The organism is Oricola nitratireducens, from assembly GCF_014904745.1.
Lineage (GTDB): Bacteria > Pseudomonadota > Alphaproteobacteria > Rhizobiales > Rhizobiaceae > Oricola > Oricola nitratireducens.
In genome coordinates, this window is the sequence record NZ_JACZCS010000009.1 from 92,370 (window position 1) to 112,419 (window position 20,050).

A 20,050-nucleotide genomic window follows, 5' to 3' on the forward strand; every position below is an offset into this window, starting at 1 on the left:
GCCGGAAGTTTGCGCTCGCACAGCGCCGGTAGCGGGCGCTCTCACGCGCTCTTGTTTCAGATTATCGTCTCAACCTTTGCTTGCACATAGGATTCAAGCACTGCCCCAATCTCCGGACGAGACAGCGCGCAAAACCCCGTGGAGAGACCGTCGGCGATGGCGGCCGTAGGCGCGGAAACAGAGATCAGGTTCCAACGTTTGGCCACGATGCCTGTCCTTGGATCGAAAATGTGACCAACCCGTCCGGCTGGATCGAGTACGGTCCCGCTCGGCGCGGAAGTCGCGAGCGCCCGATTGCGGAGCTGAATCCGCCGGACGATGCGGCCCTTGGTGTCGGCGATTCCGGCCTGCCATGGCGAACCGTCGCCATGTTCTCCGGCGGCGGCAATCTCGCCCATGTCGATCAACAAATTGCTCAGGCCCTCCGCGCGCAACATTTCGGCGATCCGATCCGTGATATAGCCTTGGGCAATCCCGTTGAGCGTAATCGCCATGCCCGGTTGTTCGAACCCGATCTCGTCCGGTCCGTAGGCGACATTGCTCCACCCGACGGAACGGCATGCCTGCGCCAGTTCGGCGAACGAAGGCTCTCGGCCTCGCCGCATGCATTCGGAGTATAGACGCCATACGGGCTGCACGGTCGGATCGAATGCGCCGTCGGTGATCGCCGCCAACGCTCCGCACAGCGAAAGAACCTCGAGCAATTCGCTCGGCGGATGCTCCAGCCGGCCACGTTCGTTGAGCGTACGAACCGCGGAGTCCGCCCGGTAAAGGCTGAAGATCGATTCGAGCCGATCGATTTCCGCCTGCACGCGCACAGCGATCTCCCGCCCACGTATCTGGTCAACGCCGACGAGAAACATTGAAGACCGCGCACCGAGTGATGTCCCGTGCCAGCGAAAGGCCTTGCCCGCAGCGAAGGCGGTCTCGGGCATAAGCGTCGCCGCGGCAGCAATCTGGAGAAACCGGCGTCGATTAAAACTGGTGCTCATCCTAACTGCCCTCCTCGTGTTCCATGTCGACCGCACCCAACACCGCGTCGTCTGGAATGTCGTTCAACCGCATGAGATCGCCGCCATGCCTGGCTGCGAACTCCTTCGCCGCATCCTCGGTACCGAAAGGCACGACTTCGGGTGCACCCATCCCACCGGTCGCGTCGGAACCGACCACGTATGTCGCCTTGCCCGCCACTATCCAGTTGTCGATACCGGGATCCTCCCAGCTGGCCGCGCGCGCCATGTCGTTGACATAAACCGCAGTGATTTCTGCCGTTTTTTCCGGCTCCCGGATAAACGCGACAGCATCACGCACCTGGGCAAACCAAAGCGGTGCCGGCTGGCCGGCGAGATGTATCTGCGCCTTTGGCCCGGAATGGTCGAGCACGTACATCTGGCAGTAATGGCCGACCGCATCCTCGCTGAGCTTAACCGGGTCCGGCGTTTCGGTCCCGTTTGTGTCACGGCATCCGGAAAGTGCAAATCCGAAAAGAAGGATCGCAACGGGAATTCTCATGACTCGATCCTCCTGAAAGCCGCCCAACTGAGGCCCAATGCACCAAACGACCAAGTCACCAGGGCCGCAAGGGCGACAACATGTGAAACTGCTTTGGACGCGCCGCCCACCCCCGAGGCCAACGCGACGGCCTCGCCCGTCGGCATGTTGACTACCCTGAACGCATCTGCGGGATTGCCGACCAGCATCCAGGGGAAGACCTGCCGAGTGAAGAATCCGCCATTGTCGACCACGAGCGCGCCCAGCATGCCAAGATCGTAGAGCACGACAAACACCAGCCAGAGCCCGATCGCCAGCCCCGCCGCGACCCCGGGCTGCCGCGCCAGACTGGAGATGGCGTAGCCGAGACCGAGAAATGCCGCACCCAGCAACACTGCGGTCCACCACAGCCGGAGCAGGGCGTACAGGCTTGTTTCCGACACGCCCCCCGCCTTACCGTCGATCCCCCAGGCCATGATTCCGGCCAGGCTGAAACCGATCGCCAGCGCAAAGGCAAGCACGCTCAGATGGGCCGAAAGTTTTCCGGCTAAAATGGCGAAACGCGAGACGGGATAGCTCAACATCAGGGCGAGCGTTCCGCGATCGGCTTCGCCCGCAATGGCATCGAAGGCAAGAAGCAGAGCGATAAGTGGCGCCAGATAAACGGTCAGCGTCGTGAGGCTGGCAACCGCAACGGTCAGCAGGTCGACACCCAGCGTGCCTGTTGGACCCGAACCGGCGAATGTCAGCACCGCCGCGAAAAGGGCAGTCAGTCCGACCGCGAGCGCGACCCAAAAGTTACGTAGTGCGATCTTCAGCTCCGCACCGGCAATGGCAAATACCGCTCTCATATCGAACCACCGCCGCTGTAGTATCGGTAGAGGTCCTCCAGGCTTGGAGGTGCGACCTCGACATCCTCGATCAGCGATTCCAGTGCCGCGATGCGCCCCAGATGGCCGAGCTTTTCGTCCTGCAGACAGGAGATTTCAATTGATCGGCCGCTGGTTCGCACCGCGCCCAGCCGGTCTGCCACTTCGTCCGACTTTTCGGGCCGCGCGGCCACGCGAAGCCGGATCGGCAGGCGGGCCTGTGAACGCAGCATGGCAAGCGGCGCGTTAGCTACCAAGCGGCCCTCTAGCAATATGGCGATCCGATCGGTCCGCGCTTCGAGTTCCGTGAGGGCGTGGGAGGAGAGCAGTACGGCTGTTCCGTTCGACGACAGTTCATTGACCAGATTGTAGAAATCGCCGCGCGAAATGGGATCGAGCCCAGAGGTTGGTTCGTCCAGAACAGCCACACGCGGTTTGCCAAGTAGTGCCTGGGCCAGACCCAGGCGCTGGCGCATTCCCTTGGAATAGGTCGCTATCCTCCGGTCCGCGGCGCGGTGAAGTCCGACGCGCTCCAACAATTCGTCCGCAGGTCTGCGCCCGACACCGCGCAGGCGGGCCAGCAACAGCAATTGCTCCCGGCCGGTCAATGACCGATGAAACGCCACGTTCTCGGGGAGGTAGGAAGATGCCGAGCGAGCGGCATGACTGCCGGGGGTCGCCCCGAACACACTGATTGATCCCTCGTCCAGATGCGTCAGCCCCAGGATCATCTTCATCAACGTGGTCTTGCCCGCGCCATTGTGGCCGAGCAGCGCCACCCGTTCACCCGGAGCCATGGAAAGGCTGATATCGGATACGGCCGTCACCTCACCGTATCGGCGCGTCACGTTGGTGATCTCGAGGCTCATCCGCCGAGCTCCCATTCTCGTATTCTGATATCCGGCGCCTCCGCCAGCGGATGCTTGTCGATCACGCCACCAGGAAGGAGCGCCGGAAAGGCCCGCTGCGCCCAGCGAACCAGTTGCACCGCCGGTGCGCCAAGCAGCAGTTTCGCAGCCGGCTGGGTCCACAAGACATGATCCATGGTGTCGTTGGGCCGGTAGGGGGCATCCGCGATTCCGTCGCCGTCGAAATCGAACGCGGCGTTGTCCGACCAATAGTTGCCGCCCTTCGAATCGCTCCACTCGACCCATTTGCTGCCGACATATTTGACCTGAGTTCTGTTGCGGACGAATGCATTCCCAAGAATCTCATTGCGTTCGGACCCGGCGGTGAAATGAATTCCGATCCCGCACTCCTCGAAACGATTGTCCCTGATCGTGTTCTTGTGTGCGTTGTAAACGAACAGGCAGCGATCCTGAACACCACGAACGAGGTTGCCCTCGACCAACCCGTCATTGGCATAATTGAGCATGATCCCGTGATCGCGGTCGTTGAGTGATGCATTCCCGGTGATGGTCACATTGTGTGAGTACATGACCGCATAGCCGAGGTGATTGCCGATGCTGACATTGTCGGCAACAACGCTGTCATGCGTGTACATGTAGTGGACGGCGAAACGCAGGTCGCGAAACCGGTTGCCCGTAAACTCGTTGTCGAGCGACGTGTTGGCGAATATCCCGTCGCGCCCCCAGCGGATGTCGTTGCCGATTACCTTCGAGCCCGGCGCGTTCCAGACATAAACGCCGTTGCCACGGCTGTTCATGCGTTGATCGCGCCGTCCCAGGATCACGTTGCCCCGGACCAATGCGTCGTGTGCGCCGTGAATGTCGACACCGTAGAGGTTGCCTTCCAGGCGGTTGTCCTCGATACGGGCCCTGTCAGCACCTTTCAGAAGCCTGACACCACTGTCGATGTTCTCGTGAGAAGAACCGGAACCGGTTAATTCCAGCCCGCGGATCGTCACGTCCGGCGCTATGACCAGAAAGACCGAACCCTGCCCGCCGCCATCGACACGGGCACCACTCTCGCCTTCAATCGTGAGGGGCCGATCGATAACGACCGACCCATCGTGGAAGCCCGGAGCGAGACGGAGGGTATCCCCCGCCTCGGCCGCCGCCACGGCTTCAGGAAGCGCGCCCGGCTTTGCCAGCACCAGCCTTTCAGCGCTCCAGGCCGGAGCGGCAAAAAGGACCAGCAGCAGCAGAGTCACGCAGCGTATCAACTCAAGCGTCCCTAGGCTCGACCAGCATACGGCCGCGCATCTCCATGTGCAGCGCGTGGCAGAACCATTGGCAGTAGAACCAGTGAACGCCGGGACGGTCCGCGACGAACGTTACCGACGCGGTGGCCTGCGGCCCAATCTCCATCGCGACACCGTAATTGCTAATCGTGAACCCGTGGGTCAGATCATCGACATCATCGATATTGGTAACATAGACCGTCACCTCGTCGCCCTGCCTCACCGTGAACTTTTCCAAGCTGAAAATCGGTGCCGTCGAGTACATATAGACGCGTACTTTATTACCGTCGCGGATCGGCTCTTCGGCACCGTCCTCCAGCACGACGCCATCTGCCTCGGCCTGCTTGCGCGCGTCTTCCCACATCGGGTCATCGCGGCTCCAGATTTGAAGCGGGTTGACGATGTCGCGGCGCACCAACACCACGTCATGTGGTTCCGCAAATGTCGGACCGTCATGCACCACCTTCAAATCGTCGGTCGAGATGTCGATCAACTGTTCGTTCTCCGGCTTCAGCGGGCCGACATTGATAAATCGGTCTTTCGAGAACTTGTTCAGCGAGATCAGCCACTTGCCGTCTGCTTCCTTGGTCTCGCCCATGGTCGTGTGGTTGTGGCCAGGCTGGTAGTGCACATCCACCTTGGAGACGATCGGGTCAATATCCTCTCCGGCGTAGGCCCGCGCCGCCTTGGCCATGTCCCATTTGACAATCTGGCTGTCGATGAAAAGCGTCGTATAAGCAAAGCCCTTGCCGTCAAAGGCGGTGTGAAGCGGTCCGAGACCAAGCTCCGGCTCGGCGACTATACAGGACCGCGGGTCGGCATCCTCGTCAAACAGCGCGTCGAGCTTGCGCACGTCGATCAGCGAACAAGTCGGTGACAGCTTGCCGGCGACAACGACATGCACGCCATCCGGCGCAGTGTTGATACCATGCGGGCTGTTCGGGATCGGAACATAGCGGGTATATTTCGACTTGGCTTCCTTGCGTCCGTCGAGAACCTTGACACCGTTGAGGTCCTGATAGTCGCCCGCAGCGATGCCGGCTTCGATCGCCTTGATGTTGAAAACCACGACGTGGTCCAATTCGCTTGCCGTCATTTCCGCCAGGTTCATACCCATTTCCGAATTATAGCTGGTCGAAAAGGCGTATTTACCCTGGTAGTCGGCATCGCAATTGTCGAGGTTGCCCGATACGAGCACCTGCCAAGCAACCTCCATCGCGTCGCCGTCGATCGCCGTGAAGACGTTCACATATTGTGACGGATCGTCGAGGATCTTGCCGTCATTGATCAGAGGCGCCTCATGTTCGCTATTGGCAAATACGTAACCGGTGCGCGGATATTTCTGTGGACGTAGGCCGTGGATGTCGTGGGCATTCGGCACCTCAAGGATCTTGTCGCACTTCATCACGTCGCAGCGCACCCGCGCCACGCGGGTATTTGCCTTGTCGTTCATGAACAGATAGCGCCCGTCATAAGTGCCGTCGGTAAATGACATGTGCGGGTGGTGCAGATCGCCATTGTCGTATGTCACCTTGCCGCGCTTGGCGAGAAACTCCTTCGTTTCAGGCAGCAGACCCTCTGTCAGAACCTTCAGGCTTTCGTTTGTGAGGCCCCATCCGGTTGCAGAGCAACGGTTGAACACCGGTACCCGCATCAGCTCACGCATTGACGGGAAACCTAATATGCGCAGTTCGCCGGTTTGGCCCGATGACCAGAAACCGTAATAGTCGTCCAGTTCACCGGGGGCGAGACTCGGCCCCTCGGACGCGTGCGCCGACACCGGCTGCAACAACGCACCCACACCGCCCATTGCCACGCCTGTTCCGGCTAGCAAGGCCAGCTTGGCCGGTGTGCTCATAAGTTCGCGCCGGTTTAGACCAGATGGTTTTTCGTTCGTCGACATGGCATTTCTCCTTTGCTCATTGCCGTTTTTCGAGAGCCCGTTCGTACTGTTCGTTGCTCTTCTTGATCACCTCGCGTCTCTTCATTTTTTTCATAACGACGGGACATCTGGTGGTGCTCTGGTAGAGCACCTGGCAGTGCATGCAGTTGAGGCATTCGTTCGGTTGTATTTCACCGATCGGATTGATTGCCTGAACAAAGCACTCGTTTGCGCAGGTCTGGCAGGGGCGTCCGCATTCGGGATAGCGTTTGAGCCAGTCGAACATCCGCAAGCGACCCGGTATCGCCAACGCCGCGCCCAGTGGGCACAGATAGCGGCAGTAGAAACGCTCGATGAACAACCCTGCGCCGAGCAGCGCCAAGGCAAAAACCACAAACGGCCACGCGCGGTCGAACTTCAGGATGATCGCGGTCTTGAACGGCTCGATCTCCGCATAATGTTCAGCCAGGGGAAGCGATACGAGCGAAAGCGCGAACAGGCCGAGGAAGATCATGTACTTGACCGCCCAAAGCCTTTCATGCAGCCCCCACGGCAGCGTCAATTGCGGGATATGCAGGAGCTTCGCCACGCGGTTTAGCAGTTCCTGCAAGGCACCGAACGGACACAACCAGCCGCAATAGGCACCGCGACCCCAGAACAGCAGCGCCGCCGCCACCGAGAACCAGAGGATGAACGTTAGCGGGTCCATCAGGAAAGCATCCCAGCTGAACCCGGTCGCGAGCGAATTGCCGAGCGCCATCAGGTTCACCACCGAGAGCTGCGCATTGGCATACCATCCCAGGAACACCAGGGTCATCAACAGGAAGCCGATCCGGAACCAGAATACGAACCGTTCCGACTTGGTGACAAACATCTGGAAGAAGAATACCGCGGTCAGTATACCCAGCATTGCGAGAAGCACCGCGATCTCCGGCGCCTTGTCGCGCCAGATGCGTTTCCACAATGCCGCCTTCGCGGCACTTTCCCTCGAACTGTCCGTGACGGGAACAACCGGCTGTGTCTGCGCGGTGACATTGTGGAGGTATTTCTTTGGCGGTTGATAACCGAGATCGAAGGTCAGGAACGATTTCTTGATTGCGCCAATCTGGCGCTGCACCAGAAGTTGCAGCCGCCACGGCTCGGTCGGATCGAAACCCGCATCGGACGGAATCTTGAACAGGTCGATTTCGCTGAAGCTGGGCGCGCCCGCGGCCGCGATATGACCCACGCGCCGATGTAGGCGATCCCTGAAGCGCACCGCCGCATCACCCTGGATCAGGTGTATCCGGTCGAAAATCCCGCCGCGAACATAACCCGACCCCTTGAAGGAGTAACGTCCGCGTCCCATCAGCAGGATCGCGTGTTCGCCCGGCTGCAACCATTTCTGGAGGTTGGCGTATTCCTTGGGACCCAGCAGGCTGAGACCGACCGTTGGTATGCTGACGAGGGCGGCCCGCATATCGATGAACGTATCTGAAGCGTCGCCCGATTCTGGCCGCGCGATCGCTTTCTTGTCGCCTGTCGCTTCGAACGCGGCATTGATCTGGCCAATGTCGAGGCTGAGGCTCCGGATCGAACCATCCCCGGCAAGCGCCTCCCAGTCCCGCGCCTCGCCTGCTTCCTGCACGATCTCGTACTTTAGTCCGGCCGCCTTCTGTTCAGGCGCCAGCCCCCCAAGGCCAAGAGTGCGTGAGACGATGATGCCGGCGCGGACGATCGAATCGTCTATCACCATGACCGTGACGGTCGCGCCCGAAATGATGTCGAGATCATGCGCGCTGCCGCCAGCGGCCAGTTCGGCCTGCAGGTCTAGCCCGGTATATCCGGCGATATGCGCGCGGACCTTCGATTCCGGGATGCCGACCAGAACGATTGGCTCGGAATGTTCCACAAGTACGGCGCCAGTGATCACCGCATCGTTGGAAACAGCGGCGACGATATGAATTGGTTTGCCAGAATAACCGGTCGTTCCCACGAAATCGGATGTCAGGAACGCGTAACCGACCACCTCGGAACCCTTGAGTATGGGGACGGCCGGAATGTCGTCACGCAGGGCACCGAACCCGGTAGCACCCTCCGTCAGTTCGGCCGGCGACAGGTTCTGCAGGAAACGCGAAATCTGCGCCGCCTGTCCCGGTATGGCGGCAAAAGCCACAACAAAGCAGGCCAGCACGCACTCTGCAAACCACCGCTTGCATCTTGCAGTTGAGAAAACAAACATGACGCTCATCGGTTCTCTGCTAAATTCGCAAGGACATCACAATTCGAAACTTGGCCGACTTTGACCTTAGTCAAGTCCCGAAAGGAAGCAAACCAGCTTACACAATCCCTTACTGAACCGCACATGGACTGCCCAAGGTCATTTGGTTTGAACCCTGCCCTATTGACACTACTTCGCGCGGGCTTCGGCCCTCACCTCGCGCGCGCCTCGGATCCGATTGGATGTGACATCAGCAAGCCCGCAACGATGGCCTTTCTGCGTACTGTCATGACCAATTCCCCGGGTGTGCAGCACCGCCCGGACAAAGGCTGCACGACTGTCGGCCAAGCCGCGCCTTACGGCTCCGAGCGAAGGTCAAGTCGAGTAAATCCAAGCGTTTGCGGGTTGCCTGGAGGAGCATTGCCTCCGCCGTTCCGCGACTAAGGCCGTCGGCCACCAATTGCGAGCGCACGCACCGCAGGATCGCCGACGGATGCCAGTCATGATCCAACACCAGCGCTGCCTCGAACAGCATGGCCGCCGCCTCGACTTCGTCCGCCCCAGCGATGATCCGACCAGCTGTCCCGAGAAGGGAGTTTATGTAGTTTTCGAGCATGGAATTGCCTCCATCGCCGTGACCAGGCACATGCAGCCTAGATCAGAAAAAGTCGGAGGAATCGGCCCTCCAGCCCGTGGCCTCGCGCCGCCATCCGTGATGCCCCTAGTTGGAAACGACGACCTGGCCGAACAGTTCGGCGAAGGTTTTTCCGGCCTTGCCCGGATGCTTGACGGCGGCCGCCTGTTCGGCGTTGGGCGGCTGACCCACCTCGATCAGAGCGACCATGCCCATTGCGTAGTGCGGCGAACACTTCACCCCGTAAACGCCTTCCTTGTCGACGGTCACGACCACTTCCTTGCCGAACTTGCCCTTAAACGGCTGCACTCCATCCGGAAGCATCCCCTTGATGGATTCAACGTTGTGACCCTTGTCGGTGGGCACGAAACGGATCGTGTCGCCGACCTCCGCCTTTACGAAGTCGGGTTGGAAAACCATCGTCCCCTTCTCGCCCTTGTTCAGCATCTGGACCTCGTGCTCCGCCGCGTTCGCGTTTCCGGCCAGCGCCAATGCAGCTCCCAACGCAACTATTGCGATCGTCCGTTTCATCGTTCTTTCCTTTCAGTGCTTGTTTTCACCGCCTAGGTCGTTGACATGGGGTTACCTCAAACCTGATTGGCGCTATTTGTGCTGGCGCAAACTGGAAACAAAAAGCACCGAATGAAATGATGGACCCGCGAGGCGCAGGAAACCCATGCCGATGCTCGACAGATCGTTGATTTCGGGAATGCCACCGTTTCAGGATCTCGATGGCGAGGCGCTTGACCGCATCCTGAGAGACGCGCGTTCGTCGCGATACGCCAAGAACGCGGCGGTGTTCGAACAGGAAGAGGAGGCGCATTCATTCTATTTCCTGCTCTCGGGGCATATCCGGGTTGTCAGGACCGCGCCGGACGGACACCAAGTCATCGCACGATACATCAACGAGGGCGAATTGTTCGGAATCGCGGTCGCCATGGGTCGAAAGACGTTTCCGGCCAGTGCGATAGCGGCAATCGATTGCGTAGTGCTCTGCTGGCCGAATCGGGAATGGACCGAACTTCTATCCCGCTTCCCCTCGATCGGTTCGAGCGCCTACGAGACGATCGGCAACCGGCTGCAGGATACACAGGCACGCGTTATGGAGATGTCGACGGCACAGGTGGAGCAGCGCATCGCCAACGCGCTTTTGAAACTGGTCAAGCAGGCTGGCAGGAAGACGGTGGACGGCATCGAGATCGACTTCCCGATAACGCGCCAGGACATTGCCGAAATGACCGGAACGACGCTCCACACGGTCAGCCGGCTTCTCAGCGCATGGGAAGACGAGGGTATCGTGCGCGGCGGACGTCAGAAAGTGATTGTAAGAAACCCGCACAAGCTTCTACTCATCGCGGAAAACCACCATCGGAAATGACACTTGTCAGGCGGGAATGACTGCCACCAGTTCCCGTACGAAGGTCTCTTCGTTTACGCCATGCTCTTCACAGGCTTCCGTTACGGTATGAAAGAGGGCGATTGGACAGCCGACACACAGCATCCGATTCCGGATAAGCACGCCGATGGTCTCCGGCCACTGCCGCATGATGTCGTCCATGAACATGTCGGGATCGATCGTCTGCTTGCTTTTCATCACGTTCTCCTCGCCTTCCTGTTTGAACATGCAGGAAGTGCGAGTCGCAGACTTTGTGCGGGGACAAAGAAATAACAGATCGGGCTGTGGCTGCTGCAATCCGAAAGTCGGCTTCTTGGCAAATTGCCAGCCTTGGTTCGGCCTGCAGCGAATGTCCCCTTCCCGCCCTTCCTCGACTTCCGACTGGGCATAGCCAATGACCGCTTTCGGGATATTTAATTTAGAACGCGAACTTCCGACCTGGGGCGCGAAGCCGCCGCTAGAACAGTAGCGGCCTGATTTCGAATCTCGTCCAGGACTGCTTGGCACGTCCCCATAGAACTGCATTCGCGTCTGTTCCGGATGACGCGGGTTCGGGTGCGTTCTCTGAAAGGATTGACCAAGACGGCAAGTAACTGAACTCTCAGATACGCTACAGGCGCAATCCCGAGACGCTCGCCATATTGCGGCGAGCCGCACATCCCACCGCGCGCCGGCTGCCTACAACCAACTGCGCATCGCTATATAGGCAACGCCATAGGGTCGAGAACATGTTCGCGAAGCTCATGGATTGGTGCCTTCGGGCACTTCATGAAGCTCTCGGCCCGCGGCAAATTTCCTTGCATATACCGAATATGAGGAGTTTGATTCCAAAGGCCTTTTGAAAAGAACTTGGCGATCAATTGCCGCTTTTTATGCTAAAGCTTTCGAAATCGGCGATGTTGAGAGATGTTTTCTACATCGATAACCGCACTGTTTGTCACCTCGATGGATTGCCAGGAGATCCTCAACCTGAGGAGATAGGATGAAAAACAGTCGCCCACTGTCGTTTCACGTGCCGGAACCGGAGGTCAGGCCGGGCGGCATGCCGGATTTCTCGAAGGTAACAATCCCCAAGGCCGGCTCGGTGCAGCGACCTGCGGTCGACATCGACCCGCGGGAAATCCGCGACCTCGCCTACTCGATCATCCGCGTGCTCAATCGCGATGGCGAAGCCGTCGGCCCATGGGCGGGTTCGCTGACCGGGGACGAACTGCTCGAAGGCCTGCGCCACATGATGACGCTGCGGGCCTTCGACGCACGCATGCAGATGGCTCAGCGCCAGGGCAAGACCTCGTTTTACATGCAGCATATGGGCGAGGAAGCTGTGAGTTGCGCCTTTCGCCGCGCGTTGGAGCCCGGCGACATGAACTTCCCGACCTATCGCCAGGCCGGCCTGCTGATTGCCGGCGGTTATCCGATGGTCGAAATGATGAACCAGATCTATTCCAATGAAGCCGACCCGCTCAAGGGCCGGCAACTGCCAATCATGTATTCCTCGAAGGAACATGGCTTCTTCTCGGTCTCCGGTAATCTCGGCACACAATTTGTGCAGGCAGTCGGCTGGGCCATGGCCTCGGCCATCAAGAGAGACACCAGGATCGCGGCGGGCTGGATCGGCGACGGCTCGACAGCCGAAAGCGATTTCCATGCCGCCTTGGTATTCGCCTCGACCTACCGCGCGCCGGTCGTCCTCAACATCGTCAACAATCAATGGGCAATCTCGACGTTCCAAGGCATTGCGCGCGGCGGCTCGGGCACCTTCGCGGCGCGCGGCCACGGCTTCGGCATTCCCTCGCTGCGCGTCGACGGCAATGACTATCTGGCCGTTCATGCTGTGGCCAAGTGGGCGGCCCAGCGGGCGCGTTCCAATTTCGGTCCGACGCTGGTCGAATATGTCACCTATCGGGTCGGCGCGCATTCGACCTCCGACGATCCTTCGGCTTATCGCCCCAAGACCGAATCCGATGCCTGGCCATTGGGCGATCCGGTAATACGGCTGAAAAACCATTTGATCAGGATCGGCAAATGGACAAAGGAACGCCACAAGCAGGCGGAAGCCGAAGTGCTCGACACCGTGATACAGGCGCAAAAGGAGGCCGAGAAGCACGGCACGCTCCATTCGGGCGGCAAGCCATCGACGCGCGACATGTTCGAAGGCGTCTATGCGGAGATGCCACCGCATCTCAGGCGCCAACGCCAGAAGGCGGGGGTCTAGCCGCATGCCGCGCATGACCATGATCGAGGCGCTCCGCAATGCCATCGACATATCCATGGAGCGCGACGAGAATGTCATCGTCTATGGCGAGGATGTCGGATACTTCGGCGGTGTCTTCCGTGTCACACAGGGATTGCAACAGAAATACGGCAATAGCCGTTGCTTCGACGCTCCGATCTCCGAACTCGGCATCGTCGGCACGGCGATCGGCATGGCGGCCTATGGTTTGCGCCCCTGCGTCGAGGTGCAATTCGCCGACTATGTCTACCCCGCCTACGACCAGATCGTGTCGGAAGCAGCCAGGCTACGCTACCGCTCGGCCGGCGGCTTCACCTGCCCGATCGTCGTGCGCATGCCGACCGGCGGAGGCATCTTCGGCGGCCAGACCCACAGCCAGAGCCCGGAAGCGCTGTTCACGCATGTATCGGGCCTGAAAGTGGTCGTGCCCTCCAATCCGCACGACGCCAAGGGACTCCTGATGGCGGCGATCGAGGATCCGGATCCAGTAATCTTCCTGGAGCCGAAACGGCTCTATAACGGTCCCTTCGAGGGACACCCCGACCAGCCGGTAACACCATGGTCGAAGCATCCGCTGGGTGATGTTCCCGAGGGGCATTTCACCATTCCGCTCGGCCAGGCCGTCGTGCGCCGAGAAGGCACCGCCGTCACCGTGCTCGGCTACGGCACCATGGTTCATGTCGCCGAGGCCGCGGCCAAGGACACCGGCATCGACGCGGAAGTGATCGATCTACGCACACTACTGCCGCTCGATCTGGACACCATCACGACCTCGGTGAAGAAGACCGGGCGTTGCGTTGTCGTGCACGAGGCGACGCTGACATCGGGCTTCGGCGCGGAGCTTGTCGCCCTGGTCCAGGAACACTGTTTCTACCATCTCGAAGCGCCGATCGCCCGCGTCGCCGGGTGGGATACGCCCTACCCGCATGCGCAGGAATGGGACTATTTCCCTGGTGCCGCCCGCGTAGGCCAGGCGCTTGTCGAAACGATGGAGGCGTAGTACCCGCCATGGGCGAACACACGATCAAGCTGCCCGATGTGGGCGAAGGTGTCGCCGAGGCCGAACTCGTGGAGTGGCATGTCGAGGTCGGCGATCAAGTGCGCGAGGACATGGTGCTCGCCGCCGTCATGACCGACAAGACGACCGTCGAGATTCCCTCTCCCGTCGATGGCGAAGTGGCGTGGCTCGGCGCCGAAATTGGCGACACCGTCGCTGTCGGATCGCCGCTGATCCGGCTGAAGACGGCGAGTGACGACGTGCAGGAAGCGCCGGCCGAGGCGGCCCAACGGAATAACCCGCCCACTGCCCCCGCCCGGAATGTGAAAGTGGTACCGGAAGACACACGCTCCTCTGAACCAGCCACCAAACACGATGAGCAAGGGGCGGCGAAGGGTGAAGCGGCTCTCCGGCCGCCCGTAAGCTCGAAGGGGGCATCTCGCCCCAGCGCGAACGGAGCGCCACGCGCCGCTGGCGAAAAGCCGGTTGCATCGCCCGCAATCCGACTGCGGGCGCGCGAATCCGGTATCGATCTCAAACAGGTTGCCGGCACCGGTCCGGCAGGTCGCATCACGCATGAGGATCTAAACGCGTTTCTGTCGGTCGGGCAGTCCACGAGTGCCCCGATGCTGGCTCGCGAAACGTCCGTCTCGGATATCAAGGTTGTCGGTTTGCGCCGACGCATCTCCGAGAAGATGGCGCTTGCCAAGTCGCGCATTCCCCATATCACCTATGTCGAGGAAGTCGACATCGAGGCGCTGGAGGATTTGCGCAACGCCCTCAACCAGGCGAAAGCAGGCAACCGCCCTAAGCTCACCCTACTGCCATTTCTGATGCGCGCTATTGTCAATGCGATCGCCAAACAACCGGGATTCAACGCCGTTTACGACGACGAGGCAGGCATCATCCATCAGCATGGCGGCGTGCATATCGGCATCGCCACGCAAACACCGCCTGGACTGATGGTGCCGGTAGTACACCATGCCGAGGCACGAGATATATGGTCATGCGCCACCGAACTTGCACGCGTCACCGAGGCCGCCCGCGACGGCACCGCGACGCGCGAGGACCTGTCAGGTTCGACCATCACCATTACATCGCTTGGGGCAATGGGTGGCATCGTCACGACCCCAGTCATCAATCATCCGGAAGTGGCGATCATCGGAGTGAACAAGATCATGGTGCGGCCCGTCTGGAACGGTACGCAATTTCTGCCGCGAAAGATGATGAACCTCTCCTCTTCGTTTGATCACCGCGTTATCGACGGATGGGATGCGGCAGTCTTCGTCCAGCGCCTGAAGACGCTGCTTGAAAACCCGGCAATGATCTTCGTAGAGGATTGAAGCCATGAAGGAAATCTCCTGCAAGCTCCTTATTATTGGTGCCGGGCCCGGCGGCTATGTCTGCGCAATCCGCGCCGGGCAGCTTGGCGTAGACACGGTGATTGTCGAAATGGCAAAGCCCGGCGGCACTTGCCTCAATATCGGCTGCATACCTTCCAAGGCGCTGATCCATGTGGCGAACGAATTCACCTACGCCAGCGCCATGGCTGCCGACAGGGGGCATCTCGGCATTTCCGTCTCGAACCCGAAGGTCGATCTCGCCGGATCGGTCGCATGGAAGGACGGCATCGTCGGGCGGCTCACCAACGGTGTTGCCGGCCTGCTGAAAAAGGCCGGGGTAAAGATCGTCGCGGGGCGCGCGGTATTTCGCGACGGCAAGACGATCGCGGTGAAGACAGAGACAGGCGACCAGATCATCCACACCGAGAACGTCGTCATCGCCACCGGATCGGCACCCGTGGAGATTCCGGGGCTTCCGTTCGGTAAATCCGTCATTTCGTCGACCGAGGCCCTTTCATTCTCGATGGTCCCGGAAAAGCTTGCCGTCATCGGCGGCGGCTATATCGGGCTCGAACTCGGCACCGCTTTCGCCAAGCTCGGCGCGAAGGTCACGGTTGTGGAGGTGCTCGACCGCATTCTTCCCCAATACGATGCCGAACTGACAAAGCCTGTCGCTCGCCGACTGAAGGATCTCGGCGTCGATGTGATGCTGTCGGCCAAGGCAAAGGGACTGGCTGCCAGCGGCGACGCGTTGCTCGTCGAAACCAGCGACGGCAAGGAGGCGCGTGTCGAGACAGACAAGGTGCTGGTGACGGTCGGGCGCAAGCCGGTCACAGAAGGCTGGGGCCGCGAGGAACTGGTGCTCGACATGGACGGCCGCTTCATCCGCATCGACGAACAGTGCCGCACCGCGATGCGGGGGGTCTACGCCATAGGCGATGTCACCGGCGAGCCGATGCTGGCACACCGCGCGATGGCGCAGGGCGAGATGGTCGCCGAAATCGTTGCCGGCAATAATCGGATATGGGACAAGCGGTGCATTCCCGCCGTGTGTTTCACTGATCCGGAACTGGTCACGGTGGGGCTCTCGCCCGACGAGGCTCGTGCCGCAGGCCGCGAAGTCAGGATTGGCCAGTTCCCGTTCAGCGCAAACGGCCGCGCGATGACGCTAGGCGGCGAAAGCGGTTTCGTCCGGGTGGTGGCGCGCACGGACAACCATCTCGTTCTCGGCATCCAGGCAGTCGGTTCCGGCGTCTCGGAACTGTCGACCGCTTTCTCGCTGGCAATCGAGATGGGCGCGCGGCTGGAAGATATCGCCGGCACCATGCACGCTCACCCGACGCAGGGCGAAGGCTTCCAGGAAGCCGCGCTCAGCGCACTGGGCCACGCACTGCACAATTGAGGGCCTGACCTAAAAGAATTAGGTGATATCAGGAGGTTGTAATTCCGTCCGATTTGCGAAAATTCGATGGAGAGCACGATGCCTTGGACTGACATCACCCGCCAAGATCATCCCCGCGAAACTGAGCACGCCGCGCGATGCGCCATCGTCGCGATCGACCCGGGACAGTATCTTGGCTACGTCCGCGTCCGCGAACTCGTCCTGCGGATCAAGTATTCCAGTCTGATGGAAGCCAAGCGGGTCCTGGTGAAGCGTGCCGAGGGATTGCTCGAGCAGCTGCTGCCGGAGGGGATCTATGCCGGAGGCCTGTAGCGCAACGCGCGGCGATCGCCTCCGACTGATCGTTCACGAACTCATTGTGGTAGCGGCCAGCGGCTGTGCCGATTCAAGCTCCTCCCCTTGGGCGGAATTCGGCATGTACTATTGCGAATGGTCCCGCGTCCTCTCCTGGCGCACCCGTGTGCCGCGACAAGGAGCACTCTCCCGCCAATCCTGAATTCACGACGATATCCGGCATTGGCGGCATCCGGCTTCCGGTCGACCGTTCCTCCGTCAGGTCGAAACCATTCCGCAACAGCTAACGAAAACGACAAGGAAGGCCCATGCACGAAGAACTGGAAATCAGCATTCCGCCACGCGGCGAACGCGGCTCCTGGTTCGAAGAAACCTTCGAGAACGCGGTTTCGCTCGCAGCCGAGCGGATGCGCGGACCCTTTGAAGATTACGATCCCACGGGCTTTCTGGCCGAGGCCAGAGCCCGGGATATCCTGAGGGCGTTCGCCTCCTATCTCGCGGACCTCGGGGCACTCCACGGCTGGACCAAGGTCGGCTGGCGTAGCTTCGACACCGCGGAGTATGCCACACTCGAATGGGTCGACTGGTTGAACAACCGCCGACTGCTGGAACCCATTGGAAGCATCCCGCCCGCAGGGGTCGAAGCGAACTTCTACGCAGCTCTGGAAACCTGGGACATGACCGCGTAGCTTATCTCAACCAGCCTCCGGAAATCCCGGTGCGGCGCAGTAGGCGCCTGCCCTGCCCCACCCAGAAATTTCCTCTGACAAAGCCGGGCCGAATGTTTATCCCGGCATGCACCAGCGCTGTCGTTTCCAAAAAAATGCGGAACGGATTTCCGTATCGTTGCCGGGCAGCAACAGCGAGCCGCATCAGGAAGCGATGCGCGGTCGCCCTGTAGCTGTTGCCAGGATGGTAGCTTCGATGAAACTGCGCTCGCCATCAATTGTGGCAACTTTGATGGCGCGAACGATCTCAATCCTTGCCTGATCGGTTCCCGCGCGCTCGGCGAGGCCAATAGCAACAGACTTTACATGGGCTTCGGCGGCAGCGATAGCTTCGCCTTCCGTCTCGAAGTCATTAATGCGCGCACCGGAATTGAGACGGAAAAGCCCAATCTCGGGCTGACTGACACGAGCTTCCGCCGCCATTTGCACTTGCCCGACAACCGCTCCCAATGCGTTGGCTACGTCAGCGTGCTCGGTGCTAAGGCACTCATTGCCAATCAAGCGAGACAGGCCGGCATAGTGGAGTGATGCCGATGCGCCGAGGCCGATCACCGGTCGGTCGAGCGCGACGACCAATCCGGCCATGCCTCCAGTCCTGTCAACCGCGCGCTGAACCAAGTGATGCGAGACGCAGGCACTGCCATCCAGTCCGTCTTCGGTAAAGACGGTTTCAAGAACGGCTTCCGCAGAACGTCGGGTGACCGCCTCAAGAATAGCTACTGACAGGGCGGTGCTATCTTCCGCGATACGATGCCCCTCCCCGTTCCGTTTGCGCGCGAATAATTCAGCTCCCATCTTTGCAGCAACAGGCTCCCAATTGTCCTGTCGTCCGAGCGCGTGGGCGGCATCTGATGGCGTCAGCCCAACGATATGCACCAGTCCGCGCATAACCAGGCGATTGATCGTGGCGATCTGCGAAGTTGACACGACAAGTCGATCAAGGGCGATTGGAACTTCCGAAATTACCGCATAGAGCCGTGTCTCGGTCAACGTCAAACCAACGGCCAGGCTGTCTGGCACACCTGTGCGCAGCACGAACCGGCCATCCAGCCTGCTTGCGTTTGGGTTAAGCAGCTGTCTGGTCAGGTCGCTGTGGATGACATCGATATGCTTCATTGCAGCGAGCGCCAACGGTATAAGCCGCCGCGGACCAAGGATAAAATCCGAGGCCAACGAGCGTTCATTGAGCGAGACTTCCGAATCCCCGCCGAGGCCAAATGTGTGTATGGCTACGGCCTCAACCATGGTGCGCATGCCGCCGACGGTGGCACCATCCGGATCAAGCCGCAGACGTCCGCCATCGAGAACGGCGATGTCGGTCGTAGTCCCGCCGATGTCGGATGCCACAGCATCATCCAGGCCGGTCATGTGCCGGGCCCCCACCAGACTGGCTGCCGGTCCGGAAAGGACTGTCTCGATCGGCCGTGTTCGGGCAAATTCTGCTGTGACCAGCGCGCCGTCACCCCGCACCACCATCAGAGGCGCCAGAATTCCCCGCTTTTCCAGAAATCCCTCCGTGGAGATGATCAATCGGTCGATCATAGAGAGCAAACGGGCATTCAGGAGCGTGGTCAGCGCTCTTCGCGGCCCTCCCAGTTTCGATGAGAGCTCATGCGAACAGGTCACCGGTAGTCGGGTGCGCGAGTGGATCAATTCGCGCACAGCGATCTCATGTTCGGGGTTGCGGATGGCGAAATAGGAGGCCACGGCGACACCGGTTACCCGGGCTTCGAGCGTTGGCAATTCCGCCGCAAAATCTTCCAGCACAAGTTCATTGGGTTCGCCGTGAACATCATGCCCCCCCGGGCAGAAAAAAACCGGATCGGAACCAAGTGCCTGGGACAGACCGTCACGGAAGAAATCGGCTTGATCAAAGCCAATCATCACCAGCGCTACGCGCCCGCCCTGGCCTTCGACCAGAGCGTTTGTCGCCAGCGTCGTCGACATCGACACGAGCTTTATTTCGCCGGGTTCAATGAGCGCTTGCCGCAGGACCGCCTCGACAGAACCTGCGATACCTTCGGCCAGATCGTGGCGCGTGGTCAGTGATTTGGCCTTGGCCACTATACCAAGGGCTTCGGACCACAACACGGCATCGGTATAAGTGCCGCCGGTGTCTATGCCGAGATACAGTGCCGAAGACATCGCCATCCGTGAGTTCATCTACTCAGCCACCTTGTCCGGGATTGCGCGAGAAACACCTTGTCAACTTGTCGATTTCGCCATCGTACGTCCTGACTTCGGCTGGTGGGTCCCGCTTGATCGCAATGTTCGGGAAAAGTGATGCATATTCGTCCCTACGCTGACCGTTTGCAGGACCGCGTGACTGAAAAAGGTTGTCAGGGCGCCGGGAGAGGGTCATGTGTCCAGGCGCCCTGACTTCGGGCGGGCGGGGTGGGAGATGGAGAGATCTACGCCCGCCTCGAATTGGTCTACGG

At 60.2% G+C, this 20,050-nt stretch carries 17 protein-coding genes and 1 pseudogene; 7 read left to right on the forward strand and 11 right to left on the reverse strand.

What is annotated here, in order from left to right; all coding sequences use genetic code 11:
- Nucleotides 1–56 precede the first annotated feature (56 nt).
- From IG169_RS06300 to IG169_RS06340, 9 genes are all read right to left on the reverse strand, one after another.
- Nucleotides 57–992, reverse strand: coding sequence for an FAD:protein FMN transferase (locus tag IG169_RS06300; protein ID WP_193175320.1), 936 nt, complete (start codon nt 990–992; stop codon nt 57–59).
- A 1-nt stretch (nt 993) separates the two neighbouring features.
- Nucleotides 994–1,539, reverse strand: a complete 546-nt coding sequence (locus IG169_RS06305) for a nitrous oxide reductase accessory protein NosL (RefSeq protein WP_210325886.1) — start codon at nt 1,537–1,539, stop codon at nt 994–996.
- Nucleotides 1,509–2,342 carry an ABC transporter permease gene (locus IG169_RS06310; RefSeq protein ID WP_193175321.1) on the reverse strand — a complete coding sequence of 278 codons (834 nt, stop codon included), beginning with the start codon at nt 2,340–2,342 and terminating at the stop codon, nt 1,509–1,511. The genes IG169_RS06305 and IG169_RS06310 overlap by 31 nt, the downstream gene beginning before the upstream one ends.
- Nucleotides 2,339–3,229, reverse strand: coding sequence for an ABC transporter ATP-binding protein (locus tag IG169_RS06315; RefSeq protein WP_210325887.1), 891 nt, complete (start codon nt 3,227–3,229; stop codon nt 2,339–2,341). Before IG169_RS06315 ends, IG169_RS06310 begins: the two co-directional genes overlap by 4 nt.
- Nucleotides 3,226–4,473, reverse strand: a complete 1,248-nt coding sequence (locus tag IG169_RS06320; RefSeq protein WP_343225600.1) for a nitrous oxide reductase family maturation protein NosD — start codon at nt 4,471–4,473, stop codon at nt 3,226–3,228. Before IG169_RS06320 ends, IG169_RS06315 begins: the two co-directional genes overlap by 4 nt.
- Nucleotides 4,474–4,486: 13 nt before the next feature.
- A complete protein-coding gene (gene nosZ, locus IG169_RS06325; protein WP_193175324.1) occupies nt 4,487–6,406 on the reverse strand; it encodes a TAT-dependent nitrous-oxide reductase in 1,920 nt (639 codons plus the stop codon).
- A gap of 16 nt (nt 6,407–6,422) precedes the next feature.
- On the reverse strand, nt 6,423–8,615 hold the full coding sequence (locus IG169_RS06330) for a NosR/NirI family protein (protein WP_210325888.1): 2,193 nt from the start codon (nt 8,613–8,615) through the stop codon (nt 6,423–6,425).
- 256 nt (nt 8,616–8,871) lie between these two features.
- Nucleotides 8,872–9,201, reverse strand: coding sequence for a hypothetical protein (locus tag IG169_RS06335; protein ID WP_193175325.1), 330 nt, complete (start codon nt 9,199–9,201; stop codon nt 8,872–8,874).
- A gap of 105 nt (nt 9,202–9,306) precedes the next feature.
- On the reverse strand, nt 9,307–9,750 hold the full coding sequence (locus tag IG169_RS06340; RefSeq protein ID WP_193175326.1) for a pseudoazurin: 444 nt from the start codon (nt 9,748–9,750) through the stop codon (nt 9,307–9,309).
- Nucleotides 9,751–9,895: 145 nt separating this feature from the next.
- Between IG169_RS06340 and IG169_RS06345 the strand changes: the two genes are divergently transcribed.
- The gene (locus IG169_RS06345) at nt 9,896–10,597 is read left to right on the forward strand and encodes a Crp/Fnr family transcriptional regulator (RefSeq protein ID WP_193175327.1); all 702 of its coding nucleotides are present in this window, start codon (nt 9,896–9,898) and stop codon (nt 10,595–10,597) included.
- Nucleotides 10,598–10,603: 6 nt separating this feature from the next.
- Here IG169_RS06345 and IG169_RS24325 read toward each other — a convergent pair whose 3' ends face one another.
- Nucleotides 10,604–11,140: a DUF1858 domain-containing protein gene (locus tag IG169_RS24325; protein ID WP_343225601.1), complete on the reverse strand. Its 537-nt coding sequence runs from the start codon at nt 11,138–11,140 to the stop codon at nt 10,604–10,606.
- A gap of 457 nt (nt 11,141–11,597) precedes the next feature.
- Between IG169_RS24325 and IG169_RS06355 the strand changes: the two genes are divergently transcribed.
- The 6 genes and pseudogenes from IG169_RS06355 to IG169_RS06380 all read left to right on the forward strand — a co-directional run.
- Nucleotides 11,598–12,830: a thiamine pyrophosphate-dependent enzyme gene (locus tag IG169_RS06355; RefSeq protein ID WP_193175328.1), complete on the forward strand. Its 1,233-nt coding sequence runs from the start codon at nt 11,598–11,600 to the stop codon at nt 12,828–12,830.
- Between the two features lie 4 nt (nt 12,831–12,834).
- On the forward strand, nt 12,835–13,848 hold the full coding sequence (locus tag IG169_RS06360) for an alpha-ketoacid dehydrogenase subunit beta (RefSeq protein WP_193175329.1): 1,014 nt from the start codon (nt 12,835–12,837) through the stop codon (nt 13,846–13,848).
- 8 nt (nt 13,849–13,856) lie between these two features.
- A complete protein-coding gene (locus tag IG169_RS06365) occupies nt 13,857–15,188 on the forward strand; it encodes a dihydrolipoamide acetyltransferase family protein (RefSeq protein WP_193175330.1) in 1,332 nt (443 codons plus the stop codon).
- 4 nt (nt 15,189–15,192) lie between these two features.
- A complete protein-coding gene (lpdA, locus tag IG169_RS06370; protein WP_193175331.1) occupies nt 15,193–16,590 on the forward strand; it encodes a dihydrolipoyl dehydrogenase in 1,398 nt (465 codons plus the stop codon).
- 78 nt (nt 16,591–16,668) lie between these two features.
- Nucleotides 16,669–16,902, forward strand: coding sequence for a hypothetical protein (locus IG169_RS06375; protein WP_193175332.1), 234 nt, complete (start codon nt 16,669–16,671; stop codon nt 16,900–16,902).
- A gap of 518 nt (nt 16,903–17,420) precedes the next feature.
- Nucleotides 17,421–17,573, forward strand: a pseudogene (locus IG169_RS06380) (IS3 family transposase); the annotation flags it as partial.
- Between the two features lie 183 nt (nt 17,574–17,756).
- Here IG169_RS06380 and IG169_RS06385 read toward each other — a convergent pair.
- Nucleotides 17,757–19,775, reverse strand: a complete 2,019-nt coding sequence (locus tag IG169_RS06385; protein WP_193175333.1) for a hydantoinase/oxoprolinase N-terminal domain-containing protein — start codon at nt 19,773–19,775, stop codon at nt 17,757–17,759.
- Nucleotides 19,776–20,050 lie beyond the last annotated feature (275 nt).